At 66.7% G+C, this 16,176-nt stretch carries 14 protein-coding genes; 9 read left to right on the plus strand and 5 right to left on the minus strand.

Annotated elements, in window-relative coordinates; genetic code table 11:
* The first annotated feature begins 35 nt into the window (after positions 1-35).
* A complete protein-coding gene (locus BMX36_RS06955; RefSeq protein WP_256210687.1) occupies positions 36-1,304 on the plus strand; it encodes a YihY/virulence factor BrkB family protein in 1,269 nt (422 codons plus the stop codon).
* Positions 1,305-1,330: 26 nt separating this feature from the next.
* Here BMX36_RS06955 and BMX36_RS06960 read toward each other — a convergent pair whose 3' ends face one another.
* Entirely contained in the window at positions 1,331-2,419 is a 1,089-nt protein-coding gene (locus tag BMX36_RS06960) for a serine hydrolase (RefSeq protein WP_093064114.1), read from the minus strand.
* Positions 2,420-2,565: 146 nt separating this feature from the next.
* On the minus strand, positions 2,566-3,351 hold the full coding sequence (locus BMX36_RS06965) for a thioesterase family protein (RefSeq protein WP_093064115.1): 786 nt from the start codon (positions 3,349-3,351) through the stop codon (positions 2,566-2,568).
* Positions 3,352-3,857: 506 nt separating this feature from the next.
* Here BMX36_RS06965 and BMX36_RS06970 point away from each other — a divergent pair.
* On the plus strand, positions 3,858-4,367 hold the full coding sequence (locus BMX36_RS06970; protein ID WP_093064117.1) for a Ros/MucR family transcriptional regulator: 510 nt from the start codon (positions 3,858-3,860) through the stop codon (positions 4,365-4,367).
* A gap of 59 nt (positions 4,368-4,426) precedes the next feature.
* Here the strand turns inward: BMX36_RS06970 and BMX36_RS06975 are convergent, their stop codons facing one another.
* Positions 4,427-4,978, minus strand: coding sequence for a lipocalin family protein (locus tag BMX36_RS06975; protein WP_093065340.1), 552 nt, complete (start codon positions 4,976-4,978; stop codon positions 4,427-4,429).
* A gap of 113 nt (positions 4,979-5,091) precedes the next feature.
* Here BMX36_RS06975 and BMX36_RS06980 point away from each other — a divergent pair, with 113 nt between their 5' ends.
* Genes BMX36_RS06980 through BMX36_RS06990 form a run of 3 tightly spaced genes read left to right on the plus strand, consistent with a single transcriptional unit; the run spans position 5,092 to position 7,881 of the window.
* Positions 5,092-6,294, plus strand: a complete 1,203-nt coding sequence (locus BMX36_RS06980) for an acyl-CoA dehydrogenase family protein (RefSeq protein ID WP_093064119.1) — start codon at positions 5,092-5,094, stop codon at positions 6,292-6,294.
* 41 nt (positions 6,295-6,335) lie between these two features.
* Entirely contained in the window at positions 6,336-6,704 is a 369-nt protein-coding gene (locus BMX36_RS06985) for an EthD domain-containing protein (RefSeq protein ID WP_093065342.1), read from the plus strand.
* Positions 6,705-6,747: 43 nt separating this feature from the next.
* On the plus strand, positions 6,748-7,881 hold the full coding sequence (locus BMX36_RS06990) for an acyl-CoA dehydrogenase family protein (protein WP_177179041.1): 1,134 nt from the start codon (positions 6,748-6,750) through the stop codon (positions 7,879-7,881).
* Positions 7,882-7,942: 61 nt separating this feature from the next.
* Here BMX36_RS06990 and BMX36_RS06995 read toward each other — a convergent pair whose 3' ends face one another.
* A complete protein-coding gene (locus BMX36_RS06995) occupies positions 7,943-9,142 on the minus strand; it encodes a GGDEF domain-containing protein (protein WP_093065344.1) in 1,200 nt (399 codons plus the stop codon).
* 164 nt (positions 9,143-9,306) lie between these two features.
* Between BMX36_RS06995 and BMX36_RS07000 the strand changes: the two genes are divergently transcribed.
* Complete coding sequence (locus BMX36_RS07000; RefSeq protein WP_066774918.1) at positions 9,307-10,101, plus strand: Coq4 family protein; 795 nt, start codon at positions 9,307-9,309, stop codon at positions 10,099-10,101.
* Between the two features lie 218 nt (positions 10,102-10,319).
* Here the strand turns inward: BMX36_RS07000 and BMX36_RS21655 are convergent, their stop codons facing one another.
* On the minus strand, positions 10,320-10,469 hold the full coding sequence (locus BMX36_RS21655) for a hypothetical protein (RefSeq protein WP_177179042.1): 150 nt from the start codon (positions 10,467-10,469) through the stop codon (positions 10,320-10,322).
* A 319-nt stretch (positions 10,470-10,788) separates the two neighbouring features.
* Between BMX36_RS21655 and recF the strand changes: the two genes are divergently transcribed.
* From recF to gyrB, 3 genes are all read left to right on the plus strand, one after another.
* The gene (gene recF / locus BMX36_RS07005; protein ID WP_093064123.1) at positions 10,789-11,832 is read left to right on the plus strand and encodes a DNA replication/repair protein RecF; all 1,044 of its coding nucleotides are present in this window, start codon (positions 10,789-10,791) and stop codon (positions 11,830-11,832) included.
* A gap of 65 nt (positions 11,833-11,897) precedes the next feature.
* A complete protein-coding gene (locus BMX36_RS07010) occupies positions 11,898-13,157 on the plus strand; it encodes an MFS transporter (protein ID WP_093064125.1) in 1,260 nt (419 codons plus the stop codon).
* Between the two features lie 184 nt (positions 13,158-13,341).
* The gene (gene gyrB / locus BMX36_RS07015) at positions 13,342-15,855 is read left to right on the plus strand and encodes a DNA topoisomerase (ATP-hydrolyzing) subunit B (RefSeq protein WP_093064127.1); all 2,514 of its coding nucleotides are present in this window, start codon (positions 13,342-13,344) and stop codon (positions 15,853-15,855) included.
* Positions 15,856-16,176 lie beyond the last annotated feature (321 nt).

Raw genomic sequence — 16,176 nt, forward strand, 5'->3', positions numbered from 1 at the left:
AACTTGTTCGATCAGAACGATGAAAGGGAGGGATGATGCCAGCAACGAGCCCCACGACGACACCGGCGGAACGCGGTCGCCAGGCCCCTACCCCTTGGGCCATCCCCCCGCGCGGCTGGAAGGATGTCGTGCTGCGCAGCTGGCGGGAATCGGGGCAGGACAACATCAGCCTCGTCGCGTCCGGGGTCGCATTCTGCGGCATCCTCGCGATGGTGCCAATGCTCGGCGCCATTGTGCTCAGCTACGGGCTGGTCGCGACACCCGAGACGGTGATGAACAATGTCCGCTCGCTCACCTCGCTGATGCCGGCAGACGCCGCTCGGCTGATCGGCGAGCAGCTCGCCAATGTCGTCTCCACCTCCGATGGCAAGAAGGGATTCGGCCTGCTCATTGCGCTTGGCATCGCTCTCTACGGCGCGATGAAGGGCGCCACGGCGATCATCACCGCGCTCAACATCGCTTATGATGAGGAAGAAACGCGCGGCTTCGTGAAGCTGAACCTCATCGCGCTGGCGATCACCGCCGGCGGCGTTCTGGTGGCGGTGCTGGCGGTGGTCGCGATCGCCGCCATGGGATCGCTGAAGCACCTGTTTCCCACGCTGCCCGCGCCGGTGCTCGTCCTGAGCAACATCATTTCCCATCTGGTCATGGCCGCCGTGGGTGCCGCCGCCGCGGCGACGCTATATCGCTTCGCCCCCAATCGCGAAGGCGCCAAATGGGTCTGGCTCACCCCCGGGTCGGTCTTCGCGGCGCTTTCCTGGGTCCTGATGACATTGGGCTTCGGCATCTATGTCGCCAATTTCGGCAGCTATGACGCCACTTATGGCTCGCTTGGCGCGGCGGTGGTTCTGCTCACCTGGCTGTACCTGTCGGCCTATGTCCTGCTGCTGGGGGCGGAGTTCAACTGCGAGCTGGAGCGCCAGACCGCGCAGGATACGACCACCGGCGCGGCCCAGCCGATGGGCACGCGCGGCGCCTATGCCGCTGATACCGTGGCGAGCGGGCCGGAACCGCAGTCGAAGCCGGCATTGGGCAGCACCACGCGCACCCCGGCCAGCGATCCCCATCCCGCCACCGGGCCGGCGAGGACCGGCCTTGCCGTCAGCAGCAATCTCGATCGGGCGCTCCGCATCGGCTCCATCGGCAAGGTCGGGCTGCTCCCCTCGCTTTTCGCCACGCTTGGCCTGACCATGATGGGCAAGCGGAACAGGACGGCGCTCGGCATCACCTTCATGGCCGCGGCCGGCGGGCTGAAGTGGCTCAGCCGCCCCGACGCGCGGTCCACGACGTCGACGCGGGGATAAGCGCCCCCGCCGCGAGTCCGGCAGGGTCAGTCGGCGTGAGACGCCACGATCGCGCGGCTGACATCGCCCATCAACCGCATCCGGCTCGGGATCGACTGGCGCGTGCTCGCGATCATGACGGCCACCGCATAACGGTGGCCATTGGGGGCGACGAGCAGCCCCACGTCGTTATAGCCGGTCGACAGGCTGCCCAGATCCTGCCCGGTCCCGGTCTTGTGCGCCAGCGTCCAGCCAGGCCGAAGCCCCGATTTCAGCCGCAGCGGCCCGGTCCGGCTGGCCCGCATCAGCGACAACAGCTTGTCGGTCGAGGCCGGGCTGAGCAGCTTCCCCTGCGCCAGCAGCGCAATGCCCAGCGTCACGCCGTTGGCCGACGCGCCATCTTCGGGATCGGCCAGGTACCGGTCCAGCGCCCGGCGCCGCGCCTCATAGCTCATTGCCGCCCGCGCCTGGAGAAAGCCCCAGCCCCCCGCCCATTCCGGCCGCCAGGTCAGCCCGGCCGTGCGCGCCTGCAGCAGCCGTTCGCCGGGGCCGAACGTCACCCCGGCGACATCCTTGTCATCCAGCATCCTCCGAACCGCCTCCGGCCCGCCCACGCGCCACAGCAGCACGTCGTTCGCCGTATTGTCGCTCCGCGTCATGGCGCCCTGCAGCAAGGCGCCAACCGTGGTTCGATACCCGTCACTGTCCACCAGCGGTCTGATCGGCTGGTGAAACACGGTGAGGTCAGATTTGCGCACCGTAACAGGATCGCTCAGGCTCATTCGTCCCCGATCAACCGCATCCATGACGGTGATGCCGACCCACAATTTGCTCACGCTCTGCTGCGGGCGCGGCTTGTCCCCGGCCCAATCGACCGTCCAGCCTTCGTCGATGTCCCGAACCGAGATCCCCACGTCGCCGCTGAAACCGCGCCCCAGCGCCTGGACGGCGTTCAGCAGCGCGGCTGGCGGTTGCGGGCGCGCTACCGACACGCGCGGCGGCGGCGGCGGCGCTGGTTGGCGAACGGTAACGGGCTTTGCAGCGGGCGCCGAGACGGGCGGCGCGGCAGGAACACAGGCGGCGATGACACTCAGCGCGGCGATCGCGCTGAGCCGGCGGACGAACGTGGCGGACATGTTACTCCCTTTGCCCACCTGCTAAGCGCCAGAGCCTGCAGGAGAAAGGCCGCCGGCTCAGCCTGTCGCGATTAGGCCGTCATCCATCGCAGAAGCTAAAGCGGCGCTCGCGAGCCACGCGCGGGTGTCGACAGGGGTGAGCGCCGTCAGCGCCGCTCCAGCACCAGCGACTGCACCGCGCGCGCAAATGGGCCACGCACGTCCGACAGCCGCGTCATCGCCAAACCGGCGCCATCATCACCGGCCCAGGTTTCCGCATCCGAAAACAACCACTCACCCACGGGCGCGCGGGCGAAGTTGACGGTCAAATCCGCATTGATGAACGTCCACTCGTCAAACGGCAGAACCGGCGCGATACCGTTGGAGAAATCGGCCACCGCCATCGCCCGCGCCACGGGGGACAACGGCTCTCCCTCGATCAGGGCGCGATGCTGGCGGAACCACACCTGCCCCGGGCCGAGCTGACGAAAGCCGCCCCGGATCCGTCGCAGGTCGAAATTGGCACCAAAGTTCACCGCGCCGGGCAAGCTGTCCCGAAACTGGTCATCTTCCGCCACGTTCTCGGGTGAACCGGCGACCTCCGGCATGGCGGCACCCGCCGGAACGGGCTCTTCCGCCATCCGCACGCGCAACACATTCGCGCGGGTGACTTCCTTGCCGTCGTGCAGCAATTTGACCTGTAAGAGCTGAATCTTGCGCCCGTCGCGGATCACCTCGGTTGCGATATCAAGCCGCGCCACGGGGACGGGCCGCAACAGCTCAACCGTCACGCGTGCGACCCGCATCGGCGCTGCCGTCGGCACCTGCTCGGCCGCCCAGGCGACCAGCGCGGAGGGCGCGCCACCGTGCTGCAATTGCGGATGCCACGGGCCGGCCGCATAGGCCGTCGCGAAAAATCCGCTTCCCTGTTTCACGAAGATGGCGTCGTTCACTCGCGCATGTCCTCTTTCCTGGGCGCTTCTCACCTACTGGCTGGACGCGCGCGTGCAACGCGCATTCGACCGACGCCTTTCCTGGTGGCGCGGGTCCGTTGTCAGATTCGCGCGTTGCCACCGCCTCGGTCCGCCGCGCACACCGCCCTTGGTGCACCGCACAAGATAACGCTCACTTAGCGGACAAAGTGTCCGTTATGGCTCGCCTCTAGGTGCAGAACTGTGTTGCGAGGCTTTCAGCGTTGCGACATCTGGCTCGAGTCACGCCCTAGATGGTTCCAACGCGCGCCGAATGATATCAGCGCGGCTGTTCTCTTCAGGGAAGCGCAAAAAAGTATAACGGGTATGAGAATTCTGAAGCTCACCATTACGTAAACGCGAGCAACATGGACCCTGTCACGTCGTGTCAGCAATAAAGCCTGACTCGACAGTATCTTTTCATTACTAAGTCCAATACCGTGTAACCCCGTACTTCCCGGCTGGGGTTTCATTCTGTAGGAAGAGTTATGACTGACAGGCCAGACGACGACAGCACCCTCTTGGCAACTGAGCTAACCATCGCATGGCTGGCCAATCCGAACACGCGCGTAAACCCGGACGATGTGCCCGGGGTTCTTGCGTCAATGTATGAAGCAGTGCGCACCTTGGGTAAGACGTCAGCTCCCGATGAAGGTGACGCCGCCGACACCCCTGAATACAAGCCTGCCGTCAGTGTCCGGAAATCCCTGGCCGATCCGGACTTCATCGTTTCGCTGATCGACGGGAAGAAGTATCGCAGCCTGCGCCGCCACTTGAACGCGCATGGTCTCTCTCCGGAAGATTATCGCCAGCGTTATGGGCTGAAGCCTGATTACCCGATGGTCGCGCCGGGTTATTCCGCCGCCCGTCGTGATGTGGCGAAGAAGCTTGGTCTGGGCCGCAAGCCGGGGACGAAGATCAACAAGTCACCCGATCAGCAGGCGTCTACCCGGCGCGGACGCAAGCCGAAGGGCGAAGAGGCCGGCGGCGAGGAATGATTTCGTCGTGATCGGGCCGAAATCGATCTTTCGGCCCGATCGACTTCTCAGGCACCGGATTATGGTTGTTCAGTCCGCCTGACGAGCGACAGGTCGTAGCCAAGCTCGCGCGCTCGCGTTTCCAGCATCGCGATCACCGACGCGTCCGGATGGCGCGCTCGGGTCAGCGCCCAAAGGTAACGTCCCGAAGGTTCGCCCACGATCGACCAGTCATAGCGGTCGCCATGATCCAGCACCCAATAATCACCTTGGAACGGGCCGAAGAAGGATACCTTCAGCTTGGCATTGCTCGCTGTGTCCACGACTTTTGCTTTGCCGGTTGATGATTTTTCCTTGCCGTTAATACCGCCCTGCCGCCCGCGATTGACCACGCGGATCGTTCCGTCACCATTGCGCGCATAATCGGCCGTTACAGCGTCCATTCCTCTCTGGAACGACGCCTCATAGCGAAACTGTTCATACCAGCGGCCAAGATACCGCTGTAAATCCACCGGCTTGGCGGGCTCGGGGACGGATCTGTTACCGACCGGGCCAGCACGTTGTATTGCCACGTATGCCGCTATCAGCGCCGGAACGCCGATCGCTGCGGCGGCAATGACGACCTTTCTCATCATCCTTCCTTATCTGTCGCTCCGGACACCTTCCCGGCGATGCGGCAATCCAACGCGCGAATGGCTCGCAACGTTGCTGTTGACGCCTCCCTGATGCTGGGTGACGCTACGGCATGGATCTGACGCTCTCCCCCGCCGAACAGGCGTTCGCCGCTGAAATCCGCCGCTTCTTCAGGGAAGAATATCCGCAGGACGTTCTCGCGCTGCTGCGCGACGGGCGAAAGCTGACGCGGGAAGATCACGTCCGATCGCAACAGGCGCTCAACGCCAGGGGCTGGCTCGGCGTCGGCTGGCCGGCGGAACATGGCGGGCCGGGCTGGTCCCCGGTTCAGCGTTACCTGTTCGAACAGGAGCTCGAACTGGCGGGCGCCCCGTCGATCATCCCGATGGCGGTGATCTATATCGGCCCGATCATCTGCGCATTCGGAACGCCGGAACAGCAGGCGCGCTGGCTGCCGGACATCCTGAACTCGCGCGCCATGTGGGCGCAGGGCTATTCGGAGCCTGAATCCGGGTCCGACCTTGCATCCCTGCGGATGAGCGCGGTGCGCGACGGCGGCGATTATGTGCTGAACGGCACGAAGATCTGGACGTCCGGCGCGCATTGGGCGGATTGGATCTTCTGCCTCGTGCGCACGGAGAAATGCGAGCGCAAGCAGGACGGCATTTCGATGATCTGCGCCGACATGCGCACACCGGGCATCACCGTTCATCCGATCATCTCCATCGACGGTTCGCACGAGCTTAATCGCGTGGAGTTTGAAAATGTGCGCGTGCCGGCGGCGAACATGATCGGGGAGGCTGGCAAGGGCTGGCATTACGCCAATGTGCTGCTTGCCGCAGAGCGCGTGTCCTATGCGCATATCGGCCGCAAACGCGCCGATCTGGCCGAGCTGCGCCGCGTGGCGGCAACCATGCCCGGCAGTTTCGCCGACACCATGGCGCAGGAGCCGTTGTTTGCGCGCCGCGTGGCGCTGGCGGAGATCCGCCTGAACGCCGTCGAGCTCTCCGTCCTGCGCGTCCTGTGCGGGGAGGCCGCGCCCGCCGCCGTTTCCGCCTTGAAAATCGCCTGTACCGAACTGGCGCAGGAGATCACCGAATTGTGGGTCGAGCTGGCCGGACGCGACCGCGCCGTGGTCGCCGATCGCACTGCCGCGGACTGGCGGGGGACGGCGCCGGAGGTCGCCGGCTTCGCCGTGCCGCGCACCGCATCCTATCTCTTCGAGCGGGCGCAGACGATCTACGGCGGCGCGACCGAGATCCAGAAGACGATCGTCTGGAAGGCGCTCGACCGCGCCAATGCCGCGCTCGCCTGACCCGGCCGGCCCGTCACTCATCCGATCCGATTGGAACAATGATGATCAAGATGATCTTCTGCCTTCGCCGCCGGGCAGAGCTCAGTCAGGCGGCGTTCCAGGCCTATTGGCGCGATCGCCACGCGCCCTTGGTGGCGGAGGTCGCGCCGTTGCTGCGCATCCGGCGCTATGTGCAAAGCCACAGCTTCGATGACCCGCAACTTGCAGGGCCGGTGGCGGCGCGCGGGGCCATTGTGCCGCCTTATGACGGCGTCGCCGAACTATACTGGGACAGTATCGAGGATCTCACCGCCGTGAACGACAGCAAGGAAGCGCGCGAGGCCGGCCGCCGGCTGCTGGAGGATGAACGCAACTTCATCGACCTGTCGCAGTCGCCCTTGTTCTGGGTCCGCGAAAACCACGTCATCTGACCGGGCGAAAGAACCGGCTGTTACAAGCATCAGGAGAGGCGGCATGGATTTCAGCTTCACGCCCGAACAGGAACAATTGCGCGCCTCGCTGGCCGCCTATCTGCGCAGCCATCACGATTTCACCACGCGCCAGGCCGGCGTTGCTTCCGACGATGGCCGCACCCCTGCGATCTGGCACGATTTCGCCGACCGGCTCGGCCTGTTCGCCCTCGCCGGTCCCGATGCGCCGGATCCGTTCGATCTGCTGGTCGTGATGCAGGAGCTCGGCGTTGCTCTGGTGGCCGAGCCGTTCCTCGAAACGGCGGTCACCAGCGCGACGCTGCTGCGCGAAAGCGGCACGCCCGCCGCGGCTGCCCTGTTGCAGCGGATCACGGCCGGAGACGCCGTGGTCGCCTTCGCCGATGGCGAGCGAAATGGTCGCCTCGCCGCCGCCCCGGCGCTGACGCGCGCTTCACCCTTTGCCGGCGGCTGGCATCTGCACGGCGCCAAATCCATGGTCATGGCCGCGCCCTGGGCCACCACCTTGCTGGTCAGCGCCGCGACGCCCGAAGGCGCGGCAGTCTTCGCGGTGGAGCCGGGCAGCGCCGGTGTCACCCTCCACCCCTATCGCACCATTGACGGTCGGCGCGCGGCGGACATCCACTTCGCCGATGCGGTGGTGACGGCGGAACAGATGATCGCTCCGCCGGCCACGGCGCCAGCCGCGATCGACGCCGCCACTGACGCAACCATCGTCGCCCTCGCCGCGGAGGCGCTCGGCGTGCTTCGCCGGATCCTTGACGACACGATCGCCTACACCCGCGAGCGCCGGCAGTTCGGTCAGGCGATCGCGGGCTTCCAGGCACTCCAGCACCGCATGGTCGACATGTTCATGAAGATCGAGGCGGCCACCTCCGCCACCTACCTTGCGACGATGAAGCTCCACGCGCCGGCCCGCGAGCGCGCGCTGGCGATCTCGGGTGCCAAGGTGCTTGTCGGCGAGGCGTGCCGGTTCGTCGGCCAGAATGGCGTCCAGCTTCACGGCGGCATGGGCATGACGGAGGAACTGGCCGTCGGCCATTACTTCAAGCGCGCCACCGTGATCGAGGGGCTGTTCGGCACCAGTGACGATCACCTCGCCCGCTACATGTCCGTCGCTGCCACGCCGTCAGCACCGGAGGGCGTGGCCGCCGCCTGATCGCGGCGCGCGATGGCCGCGAACCGTGTTCTACCGCGCTTCGGCCAGGCCGAATGCAGGCTCAGCCCGCTCTCGCGCCCGCCACCTTCCGGCGCGACGGCAGCGACGCCAGCTCGCCGGCGCCGCCCGCGGCTGACGGCATCTCGCCGTGGCTTTGCCGCTTGGCCCGGTGCAGCGCCATGTCGGCTTCTTCCAATAGGTCGGCGAGCGTGCCGTCATGATCGTCGGATGTCGCCATGCCGATGCTCGCGCCGACATGCACGTTCTGGCCCTCCACCAGATAGCCGTGGCCGGCGATTGCGTCGCTGATCCGCTCCTTCAGCTCCAGCGCCTCGTCGCGCCCGATATTCTCGGCGACCAGCACGAATTCATCCCCGCCGATCCGCGCCACGCGCACCTTGCTGCCGCCAATCTCCTGCAGCCGCTTGCCCACCGCGACCAGCACCGCATCGCCGGCCTTGTGCCCCAGCGTGTCGTTGATGGTCTTGAACCAGTCGAGATCCAGGTACAGCACCATCAGCCCGGCTTCGGCCCGCCCTGCCCGCTCTTCGGCCCAGCGTGACAGGCCGTTGCGGTTCAACAGGCCGGTGAGCGGGTCGTGCCGCGCGTGATGGTCGTTGATCATTTCGGCGCGCATCGTGCGCACCAGCAGCCGGTTCAGCTGAAAGGCTGCCGAGCTCATGCTGACGAGATAAAAGGGGATCTGGAACAGCGCCAGCAGCAGGATCGGCTGGCCGGAAAAGATCGCGGCGATCGCGCACGGCCCCAGGCTGAGCGCGATCATGACGGCGACAAGCCGCGGCGCAGCGAAGTTGCGGAAGCAGATCCCGCCCACCATCGCCGCCGCCGACAGGCAGGCGAGCGTCGCCGCAACCCAGTCGCCGCTCAGCACGCACATGAAGGTGCCGTAACCGACGCTCGCGGCCCACAATACGGCCAGCGAGATATAAAGGTCGGTCGGGCCCCGTCTTCCCTCCCGAACGGCCTTGCGTCCGAAGTAGAGCGTGGGCAGGCGAAGCGCCGCCAGCAGCACTTCCATCGCAACCCACAGATAAGCGGCCGGCGTCTGCATCCGCACGGCGACCAGCGCGGACACCGCAATGGTGTTCAGCACCCCACCGGCGAAGATCGGCAAGGTATTGTACAGGCTGCGCAGCAGCGTGAGGCGCGTGCCGTCGGGAATATCGCCACCCGGATCCACCAGCCAACGCGTCAGGGACCATGCGGGCAATTCGCGCCCAAGGCCTGAACGTCCGTTCATATGCAGATCCGCAACATCGATTTCCCCCTGTGCGGTTCTGTACAAGATCATCGTTAAGGGAAAGTACCGAAGGGCGGGCGCGAGCCTGCACAAATCGAAAACTCACCGTTGACGATCTTACCGACAACCGCTATTTACAGCATTGTCAGTAGGGAGTCACTACCATGGCCGCTAAGCTTCCCCCTTTTCCCGGCAGCACCGGTCGGCGCGACTGGAACACGGCGTTTGACGCGATCAAGAAGCTGCTGAACAACGGCGATGATACCGTCCAGGTCTTCCGCATCATGCGCGCCCTGAATGTCGGCAGCACGGAATCGGGCTATGCAAGGTTGCTCGGCACCGAAGAAGGCGGGCGGATCGCCCGCGAACAGGCCGAACTGGCGGAGCGTTTCTCTGACCGCACCTGGGTCAACGGGTTCGCACCGGGAACGGTGGGCGCCGCCTATCGCGACTTCCTCGACAGCACCGGCTATTCGGCGGACGGGCTCGTCGCGGTCAGCCGCGAAGGCAACGACAATGTCGAGATCGACCATCCGTACGCCTGGTTCGGCCGGCGCACGCGCGACATTCACGATATCTGGCACGTCCTCACCGGCTACAAGGCGGACGAAAGCCTTGGCGAGGCGGCGCTGGTCGCCTTCAGCTACGCGCAGGTTGGCGGTGCCGGCTGGGCGTTCATCGGCTCGGCGGCAGCGCTGAAGAGCCTGCGCGTCACCAAGGGCACGCTGTTCGCCCGTGCGGTCGCAGAGGGCTATCAGCGTGGCAAGGCGGCCAAGTGGCTGGCTGGCGAGGACTATATCAAGCTCATGGATGAGCCGCTCGGCGCCGCGCGCAAGCGTCTCGGCCTGACGGAGCCGGTGCTGTACAAGCGGGCACAGGCGGAGCTTGGCGAGGAGATGGCGTCCTATCTCAGCCAGCGTCGCGATGACGCGATCGAGGCGCAGCCGCTCGCTGCCTGATGTCTTCGGGAGGGGAGATCGGCTTCCCTCCCGCCTCGTTACCCGGCCGCCGCTCTGCGGCAGCTACAGGCTCACCTCCCGCACAGGGGGTCGGACGTTCGGGAAGCCGAGATGGCGGGATCGCCCGCCTCATCATGAACGACGGGCCTTGTCCGGCAGAGCGGTTCGCCCCTGCCGCTTTGCGGGTCGCCGAATGCGCCCGACGGCTCCGGCGTTCTTCAATGCTTCTGCCGCCGCGGCATCCACCAGTCTCCCGCGATCCGGTCAGCGATCCGGTATCGCTCCGCTTCTTCCAGAAGACGCATGGCCTTGCCCAGGCTGCGCGCCTCCCGGGCGCGGCGTTCCAGGTCTTCCCAGCGTTCAGCCACAAAACCTCTCCACTTCGCATCCGTACTGGTCATTGTTCACGACCAAGCCGGTCCAAATCGAGATGCGTGCGACGAATTGTCGACGTTCTTGCACACGATTATCAAACGCCCGATGCTTGCAGCGGTGCCAACCACATCACGTGTTCTACGCTTCGAACAGCGACGGATCTTGGCGCGGCATTCCGATTGTTTGCTCGCTCCAATGCCGCTCCGACCAGGTCATGCCTCTGAATTTACAGGGCGAAGCGTCTCGAACGGGCACTATCGCTGGCACCGGCCCACTTCCGCCCGGCTTTGACCCGCACTACAGCCGCCGCCGATGATCCGCCGGCTCGTGCTGACCAATGTTCGCAATCACGCGACACTCACGCTTTTGCCCGGGCCGGGTTTTGTCCTGCTCACGGGGCCGAACGGCGCCGGCAAGACAAATGTGCTGGAGGCGGTGTCGCTGCTCGCGCCCGGCCGGGGCTTGCGCCGCGCGAGCCTCGCAGATGTCGCCCGCCGCGAGTCGCCCGGCGGCTTCGGCATTGCCGCGGCGCTTGATGACGCCACCGACATTGCCACGGGCACGCTGGCGAGCGCGCCGGAACGCCGCGTGGTGCGCATCAACGGGGCGACCGCCGCCGCCAATGCGCTCGCCGAATGGCTGTCCGTTCTCTGGCTCACCCCCGCCATGGATCGCCTGTTCGTGGAGCCCGCGGGCGAGCGGCGCCGCTTTCTGGACCGGCTGACGCTTGCGCTCGCGCCGGCTCATGCGACCGAGACGAGCCGGTATGAGGCGGCCATGCGCGCGCGCAACAAGCTGCTGGCGGAGCCCTATCCCGATCGCGAATGGCTGTCCGCGCTGGAAGCGCAGATGGCGCAGCATGGTGCCGCCGTCGCCGCCGCGCGGGCCGAGACGGTGGCGGCCCTCTCCACCCGGCTCGATCAGGCATCGGACGCGGACTTCCCGCGCGCCGCGCTGGCGCTTGAGGGCGGAGGCGAAGATGCCGACTCGCTGCTCGCCGCCCTGCGCGCCGGGCGCCAGCGCGATGCCGCCGCCGGCCGGACGCTCGTCGGGCCGCACCGCGCCGACCTACAGGTACGCCATCTCGACAAGCACATTCCGGCGGCACAGGCCTCCACCGGCGAACAGAAGGCGCTGCTGCTGGCGATCGTGCTGGCTCACGCCGAACTCATCGGGGAGCGGCGGGGGCAGAAGCCGATCCTGCTTCTGGACGAGGTCGCCGCTCACCTCGATCCGGCGCGGCGGGCGGCATTGTTCGCCCGGCTCGCTGGACATGCGCAGGTCTGGATGACCGGCACGGAGCCAGCCCTGTTCGCCGCCATTGGCGAGGACGCGACCCGCCTCGCCCTCGGCTGAGCACGCACCGGCGCGCCGGTCGCAAAGCGGCTGGACGGGCCGGCTGGCGGCGCTACGATCCGGGAATGGAGAGAGAAGCACGGCGACCGGCAAATGCCGGCGAGTGGCGACGCGGCTGGCCAGTGGTCGCCGCGGCCATGATCGGCATCGGGACCGGGCCGGGGCTGTTCCAGAACCTGTCCAGCCTGTTCATCGTCGGCCCGATCGCGGAGTTCGGCTGGAGCCGCGGCGATATCGCCACCGCTGCCGGCCTTGGCCTTCTGGGCGGGCTGGCCGTTCCCTTTCTCGGCCGGCTGGCGGACCGGATCGGCGCCCGCGCGATCATCCTGCTGGCGATGATCCTTCTCGGGCTGGTCTACGCCGGCATGGCGTCCCTCGGCGGGCCGCTGTGGCAATATCAGCTGCTGATCTTCGGCCTCGCGCTCACCGTCCCCGGCACCAGCGCCATCGTCTACGGCAAGCTGATCGCGCAGCGCTTCCACGCGCATCGCGGCATCGCGCTTGGCGTCGCCACGTCCGGCATCTCCGTCTCCTCGCTCGCGCTCGCGCCGGTTCTGGGCTCGGTGATCACCGCCTACGGCTGGCGCGCCGGCTTTCTCGCGCTCGGCGCCATCGTCTGCGCCCTTGCGCTTCCCGCCGTCCTCCTCCTGCTCCGCCGCGAGCATATCCATACCACGCGGCCCGATCCGGGCGAGACCGCCCCGGCTCAGGTCGAGGGCGTCACCGGGGCGGAGGCGCGCCGCGACAGCCGCTACTGGCGACTGGCGCTCACCGCCGCGCTGATCAACGTCGCCAGCGTCGGCCTGGTCACGTCGCTGGTGCCCTTCGGCATGGATCGCGGCCTTGGCGCGACCGACGCTTCGCTGCTGGTGACCAGCTTTGCCGCAAGCCAGGTGGTCGGCCGGCTCGTGATGGGCGCGCTGGTCGATCGCTTCCGCCCGCAGCTGATCGCCGCCGCCTTCGCCACCGTCTCGGCCCTCGCCTTCGTGGTCTTGCAGACCGCCACGCCGGGCCTCGCGCTGCTGGTGGCTGCCGTGTTCTTCGCGGGGCTGATGAACGGCGCGGAGCATGATCTGCTGCCCTTCCTCGCTGCCCGCCTGTTCGGCCTGCGCGCTTATGGCGAGGTCTATGGCCTTCTCGTGATGGTCTCGCTGTTCGGCACGGCGACGGGCGTCACCGCCTTCGGCCGGCTCCACGATGCTACCGGCAATTACGATGCGGCGCTGGCGATGGCCGCCGCTGCGCTGGCCGGGGCCGCGCTCCTGTTCCTCACCTTGCGCGAACGCCCGCTCCCCCACGTTCAGGTTCAGGCGCACCCGGCGTAAGCGCCTGCTCCCCCGGCCCTGGCGCACGCGCAGCCCGTGTGCGCCCCTCCTCAATCGTCCCGGGCGCAGCCGGCGAACAGGACGCGCGGCGCCGGTGCCTGAGGCGGCATCCGGCAGGAACGGAGAAGGCGCGAACCCTCCCATTTCGCTTCCGTTACACCGCTGCCATGCCTATATACTCGTCATGGCAGATCAGCAGAATTCCAACGATTACGGCGCCTCCTCGATCAAGGTGCTGAAGGGCCTCGACGCCGTCCGCAAGCGTCCCGGCATGTATATCGGCGATACCGACGACGGCTCGGGCCTCCACCACATGGTGTTCGAGGTTTCGGACAATGCGATCGACGAGGCGCTGGCCGGCCATTGCGACCGGATCGACATCACGCTGAACGCCGACGGCTCGGTCAGCGTCACGGACAACGGCCGCGGCATTCCCACCGGTATCCACCCGGAAGAAGGCGTCTCGGCGGCCGAGGTCATCATGACCCAGCTCCACGCCGGCGGTAAGTTCGAGAACACCTCGGACGACAATGCCTATAAGGTCTCCGGCGGCCTCCACGGCGTCGGCGTCTCGGTGGTCAACGCGCTCTCCGAATTCCTGGACCTGACGATCTGGCGCGACGGCGAGGAGCATTACATGCGCTTCGCCCATGGCGATGCGGTCGCCCCGCTCAAAGTCGTCGGCCCGGCGGAGGGCAAGAAGGGCACGCGCGTCACCTTCCTCCCCTCCCCCGCCACGTTCAAGATCACCGAGTTCGACTTCGACAAGCTCGAACACCGCTATCGCGAGCTCGCCTTCCTCAACTCCGGCGTCCGCCTGTTCCTCACCGACGCCCGCCACGAGGAGCCGAAGACGGTTGAGCTCTATTACGAGGGCGGCATCGCGGCGTTCGTGAAGTGGCTCGATCGCACCAAGGCGGCGCTCTTCCCGGAACCGATCGCGATCGCCGGCCAGCGCGACGATATCGGCATCGACGTCGCGCTGCAGTGGAATGATTCCTACTACGAGAACGTTCTCTGCTTCACCAACAACATCCCGCAGCGGGACGGCGGCACCCACCTCGCCGCCTTCCGCTCGGCGCTGACCCGCACGCTCAACGCCTATGCCGACAAGTCGGGCATGCTGAAGAAGGAGAAGGTCAGCCTCACCGGCGACGACATGCGCGAAGGCCTCACCGCGATCGTCTCGGTCAAGCTGCCCGATCCGAAATTCTCCTCGCAGACCAAGGACAAGCTCGTCTCGTCCGAGGTCCGCCAGCCGCTCGAAAGCCTGCTTGCTGACAAGATGGCCGACTGGCTGGAGGAAAACCCGCAGAACGCACGCCAGATCATCCAGAAGGTGATCGACGCCGCCGCCGCGCGCGAGGCCGCGCGCAAGGCGCGTGACGCCAGCCGCAAGACGGTGATGGGCGCGATCGGCGGCCTGCCCGGCAAGCTGCACGACTGCCGTGAGAAGGATCCCGCCAAGTCCGAACTGTTCATCGTGGAGGGCGATTCGGCCGGCGGCTCGGCCAAGTCGGGCCGCAACAGCGAATATCAGGCGATCCTCCCGATCCGCGGCAAGATCCTGAACGTCGAGCGCGCGCGCACCGATCGCATGCTCTCGTCGAAGGAGATCATCTCGCTGATCCAGGCGATGGGCACCGGCATCGGCCGCGACGAGTTCAATCTCGAAAAGCTCCGCTATCACAAGATCGTCATCATGACGGACGCGGACGTCGACGGCGCGCATATCCGCACGTTGCTGCTGACCTTCTTCTACCGCCAGATGCCCGATCTGATCAGCGCCGGGCATCTCTATATCGCGCAGCCGCCGCTCTATAAGGCGACGCGCGGCAAGGCCGTGGAATATCTGAAGGACGAGGGCGCGCTGGACGATTACCTCGTCCGCAACGGCGCCGGCGGCACCACGCTCGACGGCATCGGCACCGGCGAGCCCTTGTTCAACCTCGTCGACCACGCCCGCCGCATGCGCACGCTGATGCGCTACGTGCCGCGCCGCTACGATCCGGTGATCATCGAGACGTTGGCGCTCGGCGGCGCGCTCGACCCGCAGATCGCGCCGGAAGAACGCGCCGCCCGCCTCGCCGAGGTGACGCGCCGGCTCGACCAGGGCGATCCCGAGGCGCGCTGGACGGCGCAGATGACCAGCGAGGGCGGCTTCCACTTCCAGCGCTTCTGGCGCGGCGTGACCGATCATCACATCGTCGAGGCGGCCTTCGTCTCCTCGGCCGAGGCGCGCAAGCTCCACACCCTCGCCGCCGAGCACGCCGACCTTTACGTGCACGCGCGCAAGCTCGTGTCGCTGAAGCAGGCCGACCGCGCCGAGGAACCCACTCCCGCCACCACGCTGGACGGCGCGATCGAGGGCAATGAGGCGGACGGAGACGACGATGGCGCGCTGGTGATCGGCAAGGGCGAAACCCTTGTCGCCCGCCCGTCACAGCTGCTGGAAGCCATCCTCGCCGCCGGCCGCAAGGGCCTCGCCATCCAGCGCTACAAGGGCCTGGGCGAAATGAACGCCGAGCAACTCTGGGAAACCACCCTCGACCCCAACAACCGCTCGATGCTGAAGGTAGCGATCGACCAGGCCGACGTCGCCGACGAGATCTTCACCCGGCTGATGGGCGATGTCGTGGAACCCCGGCGGGAGTTCATTCAGGAGAATGCGCTGAGCGTGGCGAACTTGGACGTTTGATAGGATGCGGGGCGGCTGGGCCGCCCCGCATTGAAACAGATCATCGACCAGAAGAGCAAGAGCGTCCTCTAAGCTACTATGCGGCTACAGGGGCGGGCATCCCGTTCCACTCTCGCCTGTCTACCGGACTTAGGTCGAATACCGCGGCGCTGCTGCCGTCGACAGCGGCGGCACCGGTCCTTGAGTGGCTCACGACAGTCGCAATCCCCCTGCTTCAAGGGGCCGGGCTGGTGGCGCTACTCGCCGAACCGGGGGCGCTCGCGCCCACGCGGGCGAGTTAAACGGTCTAGAGCCCACCGCCCCTGCCGGCAGCCCGTCGCC

Origin of the sequence: Sphingomonas sp. OV641, assembly GCF_900109205.1 — a bacterium.
Lineage (GTDB): Bacteria > Pseudomonadota > Alphaproteobacteria > Sphingomonadales > Sphingomonadaceae > Sphingomonas.

Excerpts from the sequence above, each read along its gene's own strand:
- BMX36_RS06955 (WP_256210687.1), top strand. The coding sequence starts at position 36 with ATGCCAGCAACGAGCCCCACGACGACACCGGCGGAACGCGGTCGCCAG.
- BMX36_RS06960 (WP_093064114.1), bottom strand. The coding sequence starts at position 2,419 with ATGTCCGCCACGTTCGTCCGCCGGCTCAGCGCGATCGCCGCGCTGAGT.
- BMX36_RS06970 (WP_093064117.1), top strand. The coding sequence starts at position 3,858 with ATGACTGACAGGCCAGACGACGACAGCACCCTCTTGGCAACTGAGCTA.
- BMX36_RS06975 (WP_093065340.1), bottom strand. The coding sequence starts at position 4,978 with ATGAGAAAGGTCGTCATTGCCGCCGCAGCGATCGGCGTTCCGGCGCTG.
- BMX36_RS06980 (WP_093064119.1), top strand. The coding sequence starts at position 5,092 with ATGGATCTGACGCTCTCCCCCGCCGAACAGGCGTTCGCCGCTGAAATC.
- BMX36_RS06985 (WP_093065342.1), top strand. The coding sequence starts at position 6,336 with ATGATCAAGATGATCTTCTGCCTTCGCCGCCGGGCAGAGCTCAGTCAG.
- BMX36_RS06990 (WP_177179041.1), top strand. The coding sequence starts at position 6,748 with ATGGATTTCAGCTTCACGCCCGAACAGGAACAATTGCGCGCCTCGCTG.
- BMX36_RS06995 (WP_093065344.1), bottom strand. The coding sequence starts at position 9,142 with ATGAACGGACGTTCAGGCCTTGGGCGCGAATTGCCCGCATGGTCCCTG.
- BMX36_RS07000 (WP_066774918.1), top strand. The coding sequence starts at position 9,307 with ATGGCCGCTAAGCTTCCCCCTTTTCCCGGCAGCACCGGTCGGCGCGAC.
- recF (WP_093064123.1), top strand. The coding sequence starts at position 10,789 with ATGATCCGCCGGCTCGTGCTGACCAATGTTCGCAATCACGCGACACTC.
- BMX36_RS07010 (WP_093064125.1), top strand. The coding sequence starts at position 11,898 with ATGGAGAGAGAAGCACGGCGACCGGCAAATGCCGGCGAGTGGCGACGC.
- gyrB (WP_093064127.1), top strand. The coding sequence starts at position 13,342 with ATGGCAGATCAGCAGAATTCCAACGATTACGGCGCCTCCTCGATCAAG.